The sequence below is a fragment of the Aquimarina sp. I32.4 genome (genome assembly GCF_002924285.1).
Lineage (GTDB): Bacteria > Bacteroidota > Bacteroidia > Flavobacteriales > Flavobacteriaceae > Aquimarina.
In genome coordinates this window covers 1-14,714 of sequence record NZ_PGUB01000102.1, presented here as the reverse complement: position 1 = coordinate 14,714, position 14,714 = coordinate 1, and the positions used below count along the sequence as shown (strand labels likewise).

At 32.5% G+C, this 14,714-nt stretch carries 14 protein-coding genes, 1 tRNA gene and 2 pseudogenes; 10 read left to right on the top strand and 7 right to left on the bottom strand.

The window, feature by feature from the left end:
• Positions 1-65 precede the first annotated feature (65 nt).
• The 3 genes and pseudogenes from CVD18_RS23235 to rseP all read right to left on the bottom strand — a co-directional run bounded on the left by CVD18_RS23235 (position 66) and on the right by rseP (position 2,706).
• Positions 66-468: pseudogene (locus CVD18_RS23235) on the bottom strand (serine hydrolase domain-containing protein).
• A gap of 405 nt (positions 469-873) precedes the next feature.
• Positions 874-947 (bottom strand) — tRNA-Asn (locus CVD18_RS18100).
• A 436-nt stretch (positions 948-1,383) separates the two neighbouring features.
• Positions 1,384-2,706: an RIP metalloprotease RseP gene (gene rseP, locus CVD18_RS18095; protein ID WP_103866885.1), complete on the bottom strand. Its 1,323-nt coding sequence runs from the start codon at positions 2,704-2,706 to the stop codon at positions 1,384-1,386.
• 159 nt (positions 2,707-2,865) lie between these two features.
• Here rseP and CVD18_RS18090 point away from each other — a divergent pair, with 159 nt between their 5' ends.
• The 4 genes from CVD18_RS18090 to CVD18_RS22995 all read left to right on the top strand — a co-directional run bounded on the left by CVD18_RS18090 (position 2,866) and on the right by CVD18_RS22995 (position 6,232).
• Positions 2,866-3,543 (top strand): SCO family protein, encoded by a 678-nt coding sequence (locus tag CVD18_RS18090; RefSeq protein WP_103866884.1) that lies wholly within the window; start codon positions 2,866-2,868, stop codon positions 3,541-3,543.
• A 90-nt stretch (positions 3,544-3,633) separates the two neighbouring features.
• Positions 3,634-3,864 carry a FeoA family protein gene (locus tag CVD18_RS18085; RefSeq protein WP_103866883.1) on the top strand — a complete coding sequence of 77 codons (231 nt, stop codon included), beginning with the start codon at positions 3,634-3,636 and terminating at the stop codon, positions 3,862-3,864.
• An 11-nt stretch (positions 3,865-3,875) separates the two neighbouring features.
• Positions 3,876-5,972: a ferrous iron transport protein B gene (gene feoB / locus CVD18_RS18080; RefSeq protein WP_103866881.1), complete on the top strand. Its 2,097-nt coding sequence runs from the start codon at positions 3,876-3,878 to the stop codon at positions 5,970-5,972.
• 107 nt (positions 5,973-6,079) lie between these two features.
• Positions 6,080-6,232: a hypothetical protein gene (locus CVD18_RS22995; protein WP_199185105.1), complete on the top strand. Its 153-nt coding sequence runs from the start codon at positions 6,080-6,082 to the stop codon at positions 6,230-6,232.
• On the opposite strand, the gene CVD18_RS18075 is transcribed toward CVD18_RS22995, so the two are convergent.
• Together CVD18_RS18075 and CVD18_RS18070 are read right to left on the bottom strand one after the other, a co-directional pair.
• Positions 6,229-7,155, bottom strand: a complete 927-nt coding sequence (locus tag CVD18_RS18075; protein ID WP_103866880.1) for a DMT family transporter — start codon at positions 7,153-7,155, stop codon at positions 6,229-6,231. The two genes, CVD18_RS22995 and CVD18_RS18075, sit on opposite strands and share 4 nt — an antisense overlap.
• Before the next feature lie 108 nt (positions 7,156-7,263).
• Entirely contained in the window at positions 7,264-7,680 is a 417-nt protein-coding gene (locus tag CVD18_RS18070; protein ID WP_103866878.1) for a hypothetical protein, read from the bottom strand.
• A gap of 101 nt (positions 7,681-7,781) precedes the next feature.
• On the opposite strand from CVD18_RS18070, the gene CVD18_RS18065 reads away from it, so the two are divergent.
• Positions 7,782-8,930 (top strand): lycopene cyclase family protein, encoded by a 1,149-nt coding sequence (locus CVD18_RS18065; RefSeq protein ID WP_103866876.1) that lies wholly within the window; start codon positions 7,782-7,784, stop codon positions 8,928-8,930.
• 22 nt (positions 8,931-8,952) lie between these two features.
• Here CVD18_RS18065 and CVD18_RS18060 read toward each other — a convergent pair whose 3' ends face one another.
• Positions 8,953-9,687 (bottom strand): TerB family tellurite resistance protein, encoded by a 735-nt coding sequence (locus CVD18_RS18060; protein WP_103866875.1) that lies wholly within the window; start codon positions 9,685-9,687, stop codon positions 8,953-8,955.
• A gap of 236 nt (positions 9,688-9,923) precedes the next feature.
• Between CVD18_RS18060 and CVD18_RS18055 the strand changes: the two genes are divergently transcribed.
• The 4 genes from CVD18_RS18055 to CVD18_RS18040 all read left to right on the top strand — a co-directional run bounded on the left by CVD18_RS18055 (position 9,924) and on the right by CVD18_RS18040 (position 12,903).
• A complete protein-coding gene (locus CVD18_RS18055) occupies positions 9,924-10,334 on the top strand; it encodes a BrxA/BrxB family bacilliredoxin (RefSeq protein ID WP_103866874.1) in 411 nt (136 codons plus the stop codon).
• A 148-nt stretch (positions 10,335-10,482) separates the two neighbouring features.
• The gene (locus tag CVD18_RS18050; protein ID WP_369858754.1) at positions 10,483-11,223 is read left to right on the top strand and encodes a lysophospholipid acyltransferase family protein; all 741 of its coding nucleotides are present in this window, start codon (positions 10,483-10,485) and stop codon (positions 11,221-11,223) included.
• Between the two features lie 12 nt (positions 11,224-11,235).
• Positions 11,236-12,237 carry an acyl-ACP desaturase gene (locus tag CVD18_RS18045; RefSeq protein WP_103866872.1) on the top strand — a complete coding sequence of 334 codons (1,002 nt, stop codon included), beginning with the start codon at positions 11,236-11,238 and terminating at the stop codon, positions 12,235-12,237.
• A gap of 12 nt (positions 12,238-12,249) precedes the next feature.
• Positions 12,250-12,903, top strand: a complete 654-nt coding sequence (locus tag CVD18_RS18040; RefSeq protein WP_103866870.1) for an HD domain-containing protein — start codon at positions 12,250-12,252, stop codon at positions 12,901-12,903.
• Between the two features lie 95 nt (positions 12,904-12,998).
• Here the strand turns inward: CVD18_RS18040 and CVD18_RS18035 are convergent, their stop codons facing one another.
• On the bottom strand, positions 12,999-14,072 hold the full coding sequence (locus tag CVD18_RS18035; protein ID WP_103866868.1) for a PA0069 family radical SAM protein: 1,074 nt from the start codon (positions 14,070-14,072) through the stop codon (positions 12,999-13,001).
• Positions 14,073-14,216: 144 nt separating this feature from the next.
• Between CVD18_RS18035 and CVD18_RS18030 the strand changes: the two are divergent.
• Positions 14,217-14,714: pseudogene (locus CVD18_RS18030) on the top strand (hypothetical protein); the annotation flags it as partial.

Sequence of the window (14,714 nt, the reverse complement as noted above, 5' to 3'; positions counted from 1 at the left end):
TATCCGACAGAACGGCAGCTAATATATAGTGCCTAATACTGATCTAGGGAGGGGGTCAGCTTGCTCTAGCGTATCCATTCGATGATTAAAGCCAATCCGTTGAAAGCAGGGTTTGAGTATTCATATTTCTCACCAGGTTGAAAATTAAGACTGTCAGCTAACTTTAAAGGGGCAAAATTTTCAGTGTCTTTTGCTGTTAAATAGAATTCAATGTTTTCATCAACTTTTCTGTTATCTGGTAATCCTGAAGAATGAGATAAAAGATGTTTTATTTGCAATTTCTTTGTTTTTAAAATCTTTAAAATACTTAGAAAGGCTGTCGTCTAAAGAAAGGAGTCCTCTTTCTTTTAATATTAATATTCCGTTTGAGACAAAAGTTTTAGAGATGGAGCCAGTGTTAAAAACGGTGTGTTCTGTTATCTTTTCTTTTGTCTTTAGGTCTGCTAGTCCAAAATTCTTTAAGTAAATAATCTCCTCTCCTTTTTTTAAAAGTACAGAGCCTCCTGGTTCAGAGGGTTGAATCTCGGACTTTAGTAAGTTATCTAATTTTGATTTTATGTCATTATTATATTTGTTAGACGTGTTGCATGAGGTGAAAAGTAGGTCAAAAAAGAGGTATAACCAGAAGTATGTGTGTTTGAATAGTAATATTTTTGTTTTAATTAAATATTAAAAATGGTGGCGGTTGTGTAAATATATGTTACCAAAAAGTGGAATGTTACCTAATTTGTAAAATCAATGCCTGTTTTTTTAGAATTTATAGCGAATAGTTGTTTGTTGAAATGAGAGTAAGGAAGTTGTGTAGGAGGAACAGAATTCGAGTCTAAGTAAGGTGTAAACGCAAAAAAGTCCAACATTGCTGCTGGACTTTTGCTCCCCCTCTTGGACTCGAACCAAGGACCCTCTGATTAACAGTCAGATGCTCTAACCAACTGAGCTAAGGAGGAATTTATGTTTGCAAAACTAGAATGTTTTTCTCTTTTTGCGAGTGCAAATATATACTATTTTTTAGTTCACAAAAAGTTTTTTTTGACTTTTTTTCAGGAATCATGAAATTTTATTTTGGGAAAGGAGTTTTCTTTTTAAATGGAATAGGGGTATCTGCTTGTTTTTTAGTTTTTTGAAGAGGAGAAAGGTGTTTTTTGAAGAGGAGGTGATAAAAATATTTTTTTTGAATAAAATGAGATTTCTTATTAATCTAGGTTTTTAGATGTCATTTTGAATTTGGGAAAATTATCGTGTTAATGTTTTAATTTCTTTTTTTTAGAACGTGAAAATCATCAATTGGATGGTGTGGTCTGTCTATATGTAAAAACAGAAAAGATCAAAACTACTAGTTTTGATCTTTTCTGTTTTTTTAAAGGCTTGGTCTACTTGCCAGTGTTACTTGTCAAAAATAGCTCGATAGATATCATTTCCGTTTGCAAATAATAGTAAGGTGATAAGAAGAATGAATCCTGCTAATTGCGCATATTCCATAAATTTATCATTAGGTTTTTTTCCAGCTATAATTTCGTATAATAAGAACATTACATGACCTCCATCCAAGGCAGGGATAGGTAGGATGTTCATAAAGGCTAAAATAATAGAAATAAATGCGGTAGTCCCCCAGAAAGCTCTCCAGTTCCATGCATCGGGAAACAGATTTCCAATAGCTCCAAATCCACCAACTTGGCTAGCTCCTTTTTTAGTGAAAACATACTTGAATTGCGCAATGTAGTCATGCAAAGTCCAGTATCCAAAATCAAAACCTTTGGTTATGCTTTCTCCAAGAGAATATTTTCTTTGTTGAACGTTATAGCTTGTTTTTACATTTACACCTATTAAACCTTCGTCATTAGGAGTTACAGAAGTTGTTTTTGTTTCTCCGTTTCTTATATAACTCAGTGAAATACTTTTTTTGGTGTCGTCAGTATGTATTGCCTTTTTGAATTCATGCCAGTGCTTTATAGGGGTTCCATTTACGGTTGTTATTTTATCTCCTTTTTTAAGACCAGCTGTATATGCAGACATTTCAGGAACTATACTATCCAGAATAGGTTCTGTGATTGGGGTGAACGGGCGTAATATTCCAGATTCAAACATGGTAGTTCCTATACCTTCAGGAATATCGATGGTTTGTTGATTTCCACTTTGATGTAAAACAGTAATGTTTTGTACATCTCTCATAAATAAATGGTGGTTTACATCAATTACATCTTCCAGTTTTTTACCATCAATTGCTACAATTCTATCTCCGTCTTCAAAACCAAGTTTTTTAAAAGAATCTTCTACGGCAAATCCGTTTGGCATGTCATCAAAGCTTACATGGTTTGTACCCCAGGTAAAGATAATTGCCATATAGATTAAAAAGCCAAGAATGATATTTACTGTAACACCTCCTAGCATAATGATTAATCGTTGCCAAGCTGGTTTTGACCTGAACTCCCATGGTTGTGGCGGGCCAGCCATTTGTTCTTTATCCATGCTCTCGTCGATCATTCCAGCTATTTTTACATAGCCTCCCAATGGTAGCCAACCAATACCATAAACTGTTTCGCCTATTTTTTTCTTAAACAAAGAAAATTTCACATCAAAAAACAAGTAGAATTTTTCAACTCTTGTCTTGAATAATTTGGCAGGAATAAAGTGTCCTAACTCGTGTAACACGATAAGGATCGATAAGCTTAATAATAGCTGTATGGCTTTTATAAAAAATGGACTCATAAGTCGTTTTTCAAAATTAAATCACGCAAAAGTAACCTTTTAGAAGGGTATATAAAAAAAAACTACCCTACAGTTCGATACATTTAGTATTTTTTTAATGAAACAATTATTTTTATAAGGGATAATCCTTGTAATTTTGTGCAAATATAATTATCCAATATGCTTCAGTTTTTTTCTAAATATAAGTTTTTTGCAGTTGTACTTTTTGTATTGTCGGCTATTATCATATCTATTATATATTCTATTCTTAAGCCAGATCGTGTTTTGCCGGTGTATGAGCCAGATATGGTAAATGTAGAGCTGGTAGATAGTACGGTACAGTATATTCGTAAATACCATAAAATTGCTGATTTTGAATTAATAAATCAAAACGGAAAGGAGGTAACGCAGCAGGATTATAAAGATAAGATATATGTGGCAGACTTTTTTTTCACTACTTGTCAGACAATCTGTCCGATAATGACAGGGCATATGAAAGAGATTCAAGAGCGACTAAAGAGTGATACTGATGTGTTATTGTTGTCTCATTCTGTAACTCCAAAAATTGATGATGTAGCTAGATTGAAAAAATATGCAGTAGATAAAGGGGTAGATGATAGTAAATGGAATTTAGTGACAGGAGACAAAAAACAAATTTATGATTTGGCACGTAAATCTTATTTGGCGGCAAAGTCTGATGGGGATGGTGGTCCTTATGATATGGTGCATACAGAAAATTTTATTTTGGTTGATAAGAAGAAGCATATTCGTGGGTTTTATGATGGTACCAATCCAGAAGAGATTGATCGATTGCTGGAGGATATCACTGTATTGAAACAAGAAATAAGTAAAAATTAACTTTAGGTTTGTGTGGATTGCGTAATTTTGGCTTTTTCAATACATTTTTTTACACTATTTTTGCTTAGTTTAAATTAATCTAAATAAAATTTGAATACTACAATTGCTACTCTTAAAAAAGGTCAAAGAGCCTTGATTAAAGAAATTACTTCAGATATTGTTCCGCTTAAATTATTGGAAATGGGGTGTTTACCAGGAAATGAAGTTGAGTTGCTTCAAATAGCTCCTTTTCAATGCCCACTATATCTTAATATAAACGGTAGCCACCTTGCCATTCGTAAGGAAATTGCAGCCCATATTGAAGTTCAAATTATCAAATAGCAATTCTTTTTATGGCCACGCAAATAAAAGTTTCATTAATAGGAAACCCAAATACAGGAAAAACGTCTGTCTTTAATTTACTTACAGGACTTAACCAGCAAGTAGGTAATTATCCTGGGATTACAGTTGAGAAAAAAGAAGGCGCTTGCAAGATTTCTCACGATGTCAAAGCTCATGTTATTGATCTTCCAGGTACGTATAGTCTTAATGCATCATCTCTGGATGAAAACATTGTTACAGAGTTATTATTAGATCAAGAATCAGAGGATTTTCCTGATGTAGCTGTAGTGGTAAGTGATGTGGAGAATTTAAAGAGAAATCTACTTATTTATACTCAAATTAAGGATTTTGAAATTCCAACTATTCTAGTAGTCAATATGGCTGATAGAATGAGAAGAAAAGGGATTTCATTAGATATTCCTTTGTTAGAAAAAGAATTGAACACAAAAATAGCTCTGATTAGTGCGAGAAAAGGAGAAGGGATTGATGAGCTAAAAAAATTAATAGAATCCTATAGATCTTTGCCTAAAAAACGATGCCTTGACGCGTTGTCTTTTGAGCAGGAGTATTTTGATCGATTGCAAAAAACATTTCCAGATAAATCATTATACAAAACCTGGTTAAAAATAACTCAGAATGCTAGTTTCAAGAATGTTGATCAAAGAGATGTAGCTATTGAAAATGAGGTTGAAGTTAAGTCTGAAAGTGAATTTAAAAGATTACAGCAAAAAGAAACCATCAAGCGATATCAATTTATCAATGATGTGCTTAAAAAAGGGTTGATAGTAGATGAGAAATCAGCTACAGGAATGAGGGCAAAATTAGATAGAATATTAACTCATAAGTTTTGGGGGTATTTTATTTTTTTTGCAATACTCTTATTTATTTTTCAAGTTATATATGATTGGTCATCATATCCAATGGACCTTATTGATGAGACCTTTGCTTGGGCAAGTGAAGCAGCGAAAACGGCTTTGCCATCTGGTCCTTTTGTAGACCTTCTTACAGAGGGTATTATCCCTGGATTAGGAGGGGTAGTTATTTTTATTCCCCAAATTGCATTTTTGTTCCTCTTTATTTCAATATTAGAAGAAAGTGGTTATATGAGTCGTGTAGTCTTTCTTATGGATAGAGTGATGAGACGATTTGGATTAAGTGGGAAAAGTGTTGTCCCGTTGGTATCTGGTACTGCTTGTGCAATACCAGCAGTAATGGCTACCAGAAATATAGAAAACTGGAAAGAAAGATTAATTACAATACTGGTTGTTCCTTTTACAACTTGTGCAGCAAGGTTACCAGTATATCTCATAATAATAGCATTAGTGATTCCAAATGAGAAAGTTATTTGGATTTTTGGATATCAAAGCCTTATGTTGATGTTTTTGTATTTTCTAGGATTTGCAACGGCAGTAGGATCAGCTTGGGTGCTTAATAAGATATTAAAAATCAAAAGCAAATCATACTTTGTAATCGAAATGCCTGGATATAAAATTCCAATATTCAAAAATGTAATGATTAATGTAGTCGAAAAAACAAAGGCATTTGTTTTTGGAGCTGGGAAAATCATTTTAGCAATTTCAATTATTTTATGGGTATTGGCAAGTTTTGGCCCTAATGAGAAATTTAGTAATGCAGAAGAAATTATTAGTGAACAATACGTTGATCTCTCAGAGGAAGATTTAGAGAATAAAATAGCATCTCATAAACTTGAATATTCATTTATTGGATATGCAGGTAAGGCAATTGAACCCATTGTAAAGCCTTTGGGGTATGATTGGAAAATTGGTATTGGTCTTATAAGCTCTTTTGCTGCTAGAGAGGTTTTTGTAGGAACATTGGCAACTATTTACAGTGTAGGGAGTGATGAGGAAGAAACTATAAAAAATAGAATGGCTGCAGAGATAAACCCTGTAACGGGGGCTCCATTGTTTAATCTGGCAAGTGGAATCTCTCTTTTATTGTTTTATGCTTTTGCGATGCAATGTATGAGTACGCTGGCAATTGTAAAGCGAGAAACAAATAGTTGGAAATGGCCAATGGCACAACTTATTTTTATGAGTATTTTTGCCTATGTAGTTGCTTTGGCAGCATATCAGCTTTTAAAATAAAATATCTTGTAAGTTTTCTGTATCTTTATACGACTATTTATGAGCTTTTGATAATTATCTTGTGTAAGGTGATTGATCTATTTGCTATAACACTCTCACAGTAACAAATGAATATTATTATACAAAATATATTAGTATTTTTCACATTTGCAATAGCAGTTGGATTCTTGATAAAGAAATTCTTATGGAAACCTGCTTTGTCTTCTGCAAAAAAGAAATCATCAAAATCATGTGGTGATTCAGGTTGTGGATGTCACTAAGATTTTGGTTTTTTAAACCATTTTAGAGGACCACTACTAATTAAATATACACCACCAAAAATAAAAATACAACAAAGTAATTTTGGAATGGTAATGTCTCCTTTATATTGACTATCTGCTACTAAGTAAGAAATAATAGTAACCAGTATCATTGCTACAGCTGGTTGTACATAGATATAACTGCTAGATACAGTTGGTTTTACATATTGTAAAGCAAACATGTTCAGTAAATATGCTAAGAAAGTAGGTCCGAGGATTACGTAAAATAAAGATGCCCAGTTAAATGATGTAAAGGGGGTGAAATCAGAGGTAATTAGTTTTTGTATACAAAAAGGAAATATAATTATAAAACCAAATAAAAAAGTCCAGATAATAACAGTAACTGGTTTGTATTTAGACATAAGGGGTTTTACAAGAACTAGGTAAAAAGAAAAAGCTAAAGCATTGATAAAAATATAGATATTTCCTAGTAAAGAACCAGTTCCCATTCCTGAATTACCTAGAAAAATTAATAAAACAGCTCCAGATCCTCCGATAGAAATACCTAAAATACGTTGTATGGTTAAAGGTTCTTTAAGTAGAAAATAACTAATAATTACTGTAAAAATAGGCATAGCAGTTACTATGATAGCTGCATCAACAGGAGAGGTAAGGCTTAACCCGTTCATAGAAAAGAATTGGTTAATGCCAACACCTAAAAAACCGCATAGTGCTAAGAGGCCAATATCTTTTTTTTCTACTCGCTCTTTGATAAATAATTTAAGAAGAAAGAATAATAAACCTGCACCGCCAATTCGTAAAAATACGAGTGCAGATGCTTCTATTTTGTTAGGCATTAAACCTTTTGCAATAAGATAATTTGCTCCGTAAATAATATTAACACTTAATAATGCTAGATGAGCTTTTACTTGATTAGAAATCATTGGGTAAAGTTAATGAAACTCTATTGTGTAAAACTTGAAAGTATACTTAAAAAAATAGATGATTTCAAAGTTAAAATGATAGGAGTTAAAAAATTAATGAAATGCTTTTTATTGAAGTAGTAATTCAAGATAATACTCAGAAGAGGTAATAGGCGTTTTTGACGAAGGATATGGGTTGATTTTATAACCAAAAATAGTTTTCCGTGGTGTCGTTAATAATACTTTTATCTGATCAGGGTTAATGTTTTGGTCACCAAAAACAAGTTCTTTTTCTTCTATTAGAGTGTTGCCTTTATAGATAGCAATAATTATTTTTGCTTCCCCAGCCCATACACACATCATATCAGTTGGGCACCTGGAATCTTCTGTTACCTTAATGAATTTAATACTTTTATCTCCAAAATTGGCTGTATTTCCTATTTTGAGTTTTGTAATAATTTTTGGGGTTTCTATTTCTGCCGAGTTTTGTCCATATGCTACTATAAAAGGTAAGATAAACCAGATTGATAATATGATCTTTTTCATGAGTTGTGTAAATTAGCAAGTATTATTAAAACGGGATTAGACACTTTATAATATACTTATAAAGGTTAATTTTATTCATTTAGATGTTGGATTCACACTATATGCAAAAGTATGACTATATAATTTCTGGCGTAGGAGCTTCAGGGTTGATACTGGCATATCAAATGATTTTGGATTCGTTTTTTGATACAAAAAATATTTTATTAATTGATAAAAAAACTGAGTATTCTAATGATCGTACATGGTGTTTTTGGGAGAAAGATATTGGAGTATGGAGTGAAGTTGTAAGTAAAGAATGGGATACTATTTATTTTGGAAGTAATGATTTTTCAAAAGAAATGCAGATTTCACCGTATCAATATAAATTGATCAGAAGTAAAGATTTTTACGATTTTGTGATCAATGTTTTAGAAGGAAAATCTAATGTAACTTTTGTAAAAGAAGAGGTTGTTTCTTTAAAAGAAAGAGCAGGTCTTGTGGAAGTAAAAACTAATAGCAAAGTGTTTTTTGGGGATAAAGTTTTTAATAGTATACTATTATCTCAAGAATACAAAGCCCAAACCAAATACCCTGTTTTGAATCAACATTTTGTAGGGTGGTTTGTTAAGACAAAAAAACCTTATTTTGATAACAATGTTGCTACTTTTATGGACTTTGCTGTGGAGCAAAAGGAGAATACGAGATTTATGTATGTGTTGCCAATCTCAGAGACAGAAGCCTTGTTTGAATATACTTTGTTTTCTGAAAGTCTTTTGAAAAAAGAAGAGTATGAAGAAGAAATTGTAAAATATCTTCAAAAAAAAGGAATTGCTGATTATGTAATTACTGAGACAGAAAAAGGTTGCATCCCAATGACCTGTTATGATTTTAGAAAACAAAACTCTAAAAATATATTGCAGATAGGTACCGTAGGAGGATGGACTAAGCCTAGTACAGGTTATACATTTAATAATGTATTAAAGAATAGTAAAAAACTCATTTCATATCTTAAGAATAATACAGATTTATCAACCTTTGGTAAAAGTACAAGGTTTTGGTATTATGATTTACTTTTTATTGATGTTCTCTATAGTGAAAACGCTATAGGTTCTTCTCTTTTTGCAAGCTTGTTTAAGAAAAATAGAAGCTCTAGAATTCTTAAATTTTTAGATGAGGAGACTACTATTTTTGAGGAGTTTTCTATTATAGTTAGTTTGCCACCATTAAAGTTTTTAAAAGCTCTTTGGAAAAGAGTTTTTAAAAATAATTAGTATTCTAGAGGAGGATTCGAGTTTAGTTGATCCCTCGTTCTTTTTTGATTTGATCATATGCTTTTTGTACCTCTTTAAATTTTTCTTCAGCTCCTTTTATATGAATTTCATCCATATGCTGTACTTTATCAGGGTGATACTTTTTTGCCATAGACCTAAATGCTTTTTTTACTTCTGCATCAGTAGCATTTTTATCAATTTCCAAAATTGTATATGCATGGTCATGTGTTTTAAAGAACATGGCTTTGATGCTTTCAAAGTCTTTAAAATTTATGCGTAAAAAACCAGCTATTTTCTGAATTTCATTAGCTTCAGAAGAACTTACAGAGCCATCTGCATTTGCAATTCCGAATAGAAAATGAAGAATCTGTAATCTAGAAGGATATCGAGTATGTTGATTAATATATGCGCAAATTCGAGGAGCAGAGATATGCCTGTTTTTAATTACATCATTAAAAGTTCTAAAAGTTGCGTTAGCACGTTCTTTGCCATAGGCACTTACAAAATATTGTCTTACATAATCTAATTCCGTTTGGTTTATTCTTCCGTCTGCCTTGATGACAATAGAAGATAAAGACAATAGATTAAGTTCAAAATCAGCAGGAGTTACTTTGGTTTCTTGAGAAAATACCGTTTTAAATCTACTGCCATTTTTACTTCTGGACGCGTCTAATAGGCTACCAAGTATAAATCCTAAGATTGCTCCTGGAAATCTAAAAAAGATATAGCCTATTATGGTAGTAAACCATTTGATCATTCAAAAATATTTTTTGGGTTGCAAATATAAAATAATTATTATAAGATAACCTTTTTAGAGTGTTATCAGTATATTAGTAATGAGTATTTGTCATTTGTTACAGAATAAGGATAGACAAAATTTATTTTTAGATTTAAATAAAATCAAATTACCAGACTACTTGTCAGTTGAAGGTATATGGTACATAATTTGTAACTTTGTGTAAAATTGTAGTACGAAAAATAAAACATAAAAATATGTATCCAGCAGATTTAGTAAAACCAATGCGTGAAGATCTTACCAATATTGGTTTTGAAGAATTACATACAGGAGAGGAAGTAGAAAAAGCAATAGCAAAAGATGGAACTACATTGGTAGTTGTAAATTCAGTATGTGGATGTGCTGCTGCAAATGCTCGACCAGGAGCAAAAGCTTCTCTAGATAATGCGAAAAAACCAGATAACCTAGTTACTGTTTTCGCAGGTGTAGATAAAGAAGCTACAGATAAGGCACGTGGATTTATGATTCCTTTTCCACCATCATCACCTTCTATGGCATTGTTTAGAAACGGAGAATTAGTTCATATGTTAGAGCGCCATCATATAGAAGGTCGTCCTGCAGATATGATTGCAGATAACCTTAAGGATGCATATAACGAATATTGCTAAAAGAATAAGGTAGCATCTCAAAAAATAACTAAAACCGTTTGTTGTTGCAAACGGTTTTTTATTTTGATGAATCTATTGGTTTACTTAAAATATTATAAGACCTTGCGATACTTTTATACAAATCTAATTTTATTAATTATTTATAGTAATGAAAGCAATAAGTAAGCTACTCAGCTATCCACTTTCTATAGTTTTTTATTTATTTTTTGGTTCAACACTCGTCATTTTTCATGTATTGCAATGGATAGGAGTAAAATTAGGAGGCGCAAAAGGGCACAGAGGAGTAGTGAATATTATGAACTTATGTTTATTGCGTTGTCTGCATGTATTGGGAGTAACATTTAGTTTTAAGAATAACCATCCTTTGCCAGATAATAAACCTTTGATCATAGTATCTAATCATCAAAGTATGTTTGATATTCCTATGATATCTTGGTATTTAAGAAAATACAAGCCAAAATTTATTTCCAAAATAGAATTAGGAAAAGGGATACCTAGTATATCTTTTAATCTGAGGCATGGAGGTAATGTATTAATAGATAGAAAAAATCCTAAACAATCAATACCAGCTTTATCAAAATTCGGGAAATTTATTGCTCATAATAACTTTTCAGCAGTTATTTTCCCAGAAGGAACCCGAAGTAGAGATGGGAAACCAAAATCTTTTGCTCCAACTGGATTGAAAATTTTGATTAAAAACGCTCCCGATGCTCTCATAGTACCAATAACGATAAATAATAGTTGGAAATTGGTCAGGTACGGAAACTTCCCAATGGGAGTAGGTATACATATGACTTTAGAGGTGCAAGAACCCATAGCAATAGATAAAGAACCTGAGATATTGCTAAAAAAGATAGAAGAAAGAATTACTTTAGCAATAAGAACATAACACGCAACTATTATGGCTTTGGATAATATACGATTAGAAGTAATGAAATTACTGGAAAAGAAGGTGGATTCTTTTGTAGACAAATTTTTGATTCCAGTAGATAAAATATGGCAACCCACAGATTTTTTACCAGACTCACAAAACGAGGATACTTTTTTTGATGAAGTAAAAGAACTGAGAGAATTAGCAAAGGAATTACCTTATGATTTTTGGGTAGTGTTGGTAGGAGATACCATTACAGAAGAAGCATTACCGACCTATGAATCATGGTTGATGGATGTAGAAGGTGTAAACCAGCATGAAGATGGAAAAGACAATGGTTGGGCAAAATGGGTGCGTTACTGGAGTGGTGAAGAAAATCGTCATGGGGATGTACTGAATAAATATCTATATCTATCAGGCAGAGTTAATATGATCGAGGTAGAAAGAACTACACAGCATTTGATTAGTGACGGTTTTGATATTGGAACAGATAGAGACCCGTATAAGAATTTTGTATATACAAGTTTTCAGGAATTAGCAACTTACGTCTCTCACAATAGAGTAGCAAAAATGGCGAAGCAATACTCTAATAAGTCATTATCCAAAATGTGTAAGATTATTGCAGGAGATGAGATGCGTCATCACAATGCATATAGTGAATTTGTACGCAACATTTTTGAAGTAGATCCAAGCCAAATGATGATTGCTTTTAGTGATATGATGAAAAAGAAAATCGTGATGCCTGCTCATTTTCTTAGAGAATCTGGAGAATCTATAGGTACTGCTTTTGAGGAGTTTTCTTGGTCAGCGCAACGTATAGGTGTATACACATCGCAAGATTATATAGACATCATGCAAAAGCTTATTGATAGATGGGAAATAGATAAAATAATTGATCTTACAGATGAAGCAGAAAAAGCTCGTGATTTCTTGATGAAATTACCAGTAAGAATGCAACGTATTAGTGAGCGATTGGTCATCCCTGAAGAGATTTTTGAGTTCAAATGGGTGCAACCAGCATTAGTAAAATAATTACAATTAAATATGATGGAAGATCAGATTATATCTGATACTATTGATTTTGTAAAAGATAAGCTTAAAGGGGCCGAAGCAGGACATGATTGGTTTCATGTATATAGAGTGTTCAAAAATGCACAATTAATTTCTCAAGAAGAAAAAGTAGATTCGTTAGTGATTTCTATAGGAGCATTATTACATGATATAGCCGATTCAAAATTTCATAATGGAGATGAAACTATAGGCCCCAGAATAGCAAATGAGTTTTTACAAAACCTTCAAGTGCCAAAAGATAGCATTGATCATGTAATTAAGATTATAGAGAATGTCTCTTTTAGAGGAGGAAATACCGATCAAAAATTCAAATCTCTTGAGTTAGATGTAATACAAGATGCCGATAGATTAGATGCTATAGGAGCAATTGGTATTGCTAGATGTTTTCACTATGGAGGGTTTAAAAATAGGGAGTTATACAATCCTGAGATAACACCTGACCTCAAGATGAGTAAAGAAGAATATAAAAAATCTACAGCACCATCAATCAATCATTTTTATGAAAAGCTATTGCTTCTTAAAGACAGAATGAATACAGTAACTGGTAGAAGGCTAGCAACAGAACGCCATCAATTTATGGAACAATTTCTTGAGCAATTTTATAAAGAGTGGGAAGGGGAACTGTAGGTTGATTATAGCGCGGTTGTATTAAGGTAAAGGATACCCTTGATTTTATAACACTTATAACTTCTCAAATTCAAGTTTTATGGTGTAATTGAAAGTCAAAATAAACGTAGTTGGGCATCTTTGTGGTATTGATGTAAGTCACAGTTTAGGTGTGTTTTGTGCCCTTCTGTAAAATACTTTTGTCTGGCAATAGTAAATAATTGATGAATTTGATTTGCAAAATTACCATTACCTTTCATTCGCTTACCAAATTTACTGTCATTTAGATTTCCTTTATGGCACTCCATAATCTGATGGAGAACTTTATTCTTACGATCAGGCATAGTGTTCTCAAGCCATTTAGTAAATATATTACCTATTGCACCATTTAATCTCACTACAGTGTATCCAATGTTTTTGGCACCTCGTTTAGAAATTTCTTCGGCCAATGGTAATATCTCATGACTATTAATTGATGGGATAATAGGAGCCATCATTACATTAGTGGGGATTCCAGCGGTATTGAGTATCTCTAGGGTTTCTAAACGTTTTTTGATGGTTGCGGTTCTAGGTTCGAGAATTCTTCGGGTTTCTTCTTGTAGTGTAGTAATAGATAGGTATACAGATACCAAATTATGTTTTGATAATTCGGTAAGGATATCCAGATCTCTCAGAATCAAAGTGTTTTTAGTAATAATTCCTACAGGGTGTTTGTACTTCAGGAAAACCTTAAGAAGTTTGCGAGTTATTTTTAATTTTTTTTCGATAGGTTGATAGCAATCCGTATTTCCAGAGAGGGAGATTGGATACGCATTCCATTTCTTGCTTCTCAATTTCTTTTCTAATAATTCAGCAGTATTTTTTTTTACCAAAATTTTACTCTCAAAATCTAGACCTGCACCATACCCCCAATATTCATGTGAGTTTCTAGCATAACAATACACGCACCCATGCTCACATCCTTGATAAGGATTTAGAGAATATGTCATACCAACATCTGGACTTGTTACTTTATTTACAATTGTTTTAGGATACGTTTCAATATATGTGGTTTGGTGTTTATCAATAGATTCACCCTGCTCAATACAATAATTAAGAAAATCATCTCTGATTTCATGATGATTTTCAAAAAATCTATTGCTTACTTTTTCTTGAGCCCCTCTACCTTTTATTTGTTGTTTGGAATTCATGTTGAATGATAATTTGTGAAGTAAAAATAATAGAATTATGGGAATTATTCCTATTTATTATGGAATTATTCCGTTTTTTTAAAAAGTTTAGCTATATTCTATAATACGACTTAACTAGTTATCTTTGTTTTAAAACAAGTGCAAATGGTACCAGAATCTTTCACAGAATTTTTCAAAAGCCTAGATGAATTGGGTCGTGAGACCGTAATTAGGGAGCTATTATCTATGGTCGATCCTTCAGAGCCTGACTTGTATACTGTTCATTCCGAGGTGCAACAAATCCAGTCACTACATTGCCCTAATTGTCAAGACATCGATATCCGTGCAAATGGCAAGGCTAATGGTGTGCAACGTTATTTTTGTAAATCGTGCAAGAAGTATTTTAGGGAAACTACAGGTAAAGTTACTTTTGGTTTAAAAAAGGGGAACTTGCTTAGTGTTTATTTGTACCATATGCTATTAGGCAATTCGATAAAGAAATGTGCTGAACAGACAGGTATCTGTCTCCAAACTTCATTTGACTGGCGGCATAAGATATTAAGTGCCTTTGAAGGGGCTGTTCCTAATGGTTTTGAAGGTATTGTAGAGAGTGATGATATTTTCTTTCTTGAATCTGGCAAAGGAAACAGGGAATTACCTAGA

Excerpts from the sequence above, each read along its gene's own strand:
- rseP (WP_103866885.1), bottom strand. The coding sequence starts at position 2,706 with ATGAGTCCATTTTTTATAAAAGCCATACAGCTATTATTAAGCTTATCG.
- CVD18_RS18090 (WP_103866884.1), top strand. The coding sequence starts at position 2,866 with ATGCTTCAGTTTTTTTCTAAATATAAGTTTTTTGCAGTTGTACTTTTT.
- feoB (WP_103866881.1), top strand. The coding sequence starts at position 3,876 with ATGGCCACGCAAATAAAAGTTTCATTAATAGGAAACCCAAATACAGGA.
- CVD18_RS22995 (WP_199185105.1), top strand. The coding sequence starts at position 6,080 with ATGAATATTATTATACAAAATATATTAGTATTTTTCACATTTGCAATA.
- CVD18_RS18075 (WP_103866880.1), bottom strand. The coding sequence starts at position 7,155 with ATGATTTCTAATCAAGTAAAAGCTCATCTAGCATTATTAAGTGTTAAT.
- CVD18_RS18070 (WP_103866878.1), bottom strand. The coding sequence starts at position 7,680 with ATGAAAAAGATCATATTATCAATCTGGTTTATCTTACCTTTTATAGTA.
- CVD18_RS18065 (WP_103866876.1), top strand. The coding sequence starts at position 7,782 with ATGCAAAAGTATGACTATATAATTTCTGGCGTAGGAGCTTCAGGGTTG.
- CVD18_RS18060 (WP_103866875.1), bottom strand. The coding sequence starts at position 9,687 with ATGATCAAATGGTTTACTACCATAATAGGCTATATCTTTTTTAGATTT.
- CVD18_RS18055 (WP_103866874.1), top strand. The coding sequence starts at position 9,924 with ATGTATCCAGCAGATTTAGTAAAACCAATGCGTGAAGATCTTACCAAT.
- CVD18_RS18050 (WP_369858754.1), top strand. The coding sequence starts at position 10,483 with ATGAAAGCAATAAGTAAGCTACTCAGCTATCCACTTTCTATAGTTTTT.
- CVD18_RS18045 (WP_103866872.1), top strand. The coding sequence starts at position 11,236 with ATGGCTTTGGATAATATACGATTAGAAGTAATGAAATTACTGGAAAAG.
- CVD18_RS18040 (WP_103866870.1), top strand. The coding sequence starts at position 12,250 with ATGATGGAAGATCAGATTATATCTGATACTATTGATTTTGTAAAAGAT.
- CVD18_RS18035 (WP_103866868.1), bottom strand. The coding sequence starts at position 14,072 with ATGAATTCCAAACAACAAATAAAAGGTAGAGGGGCTCAAGAAAAAGTA.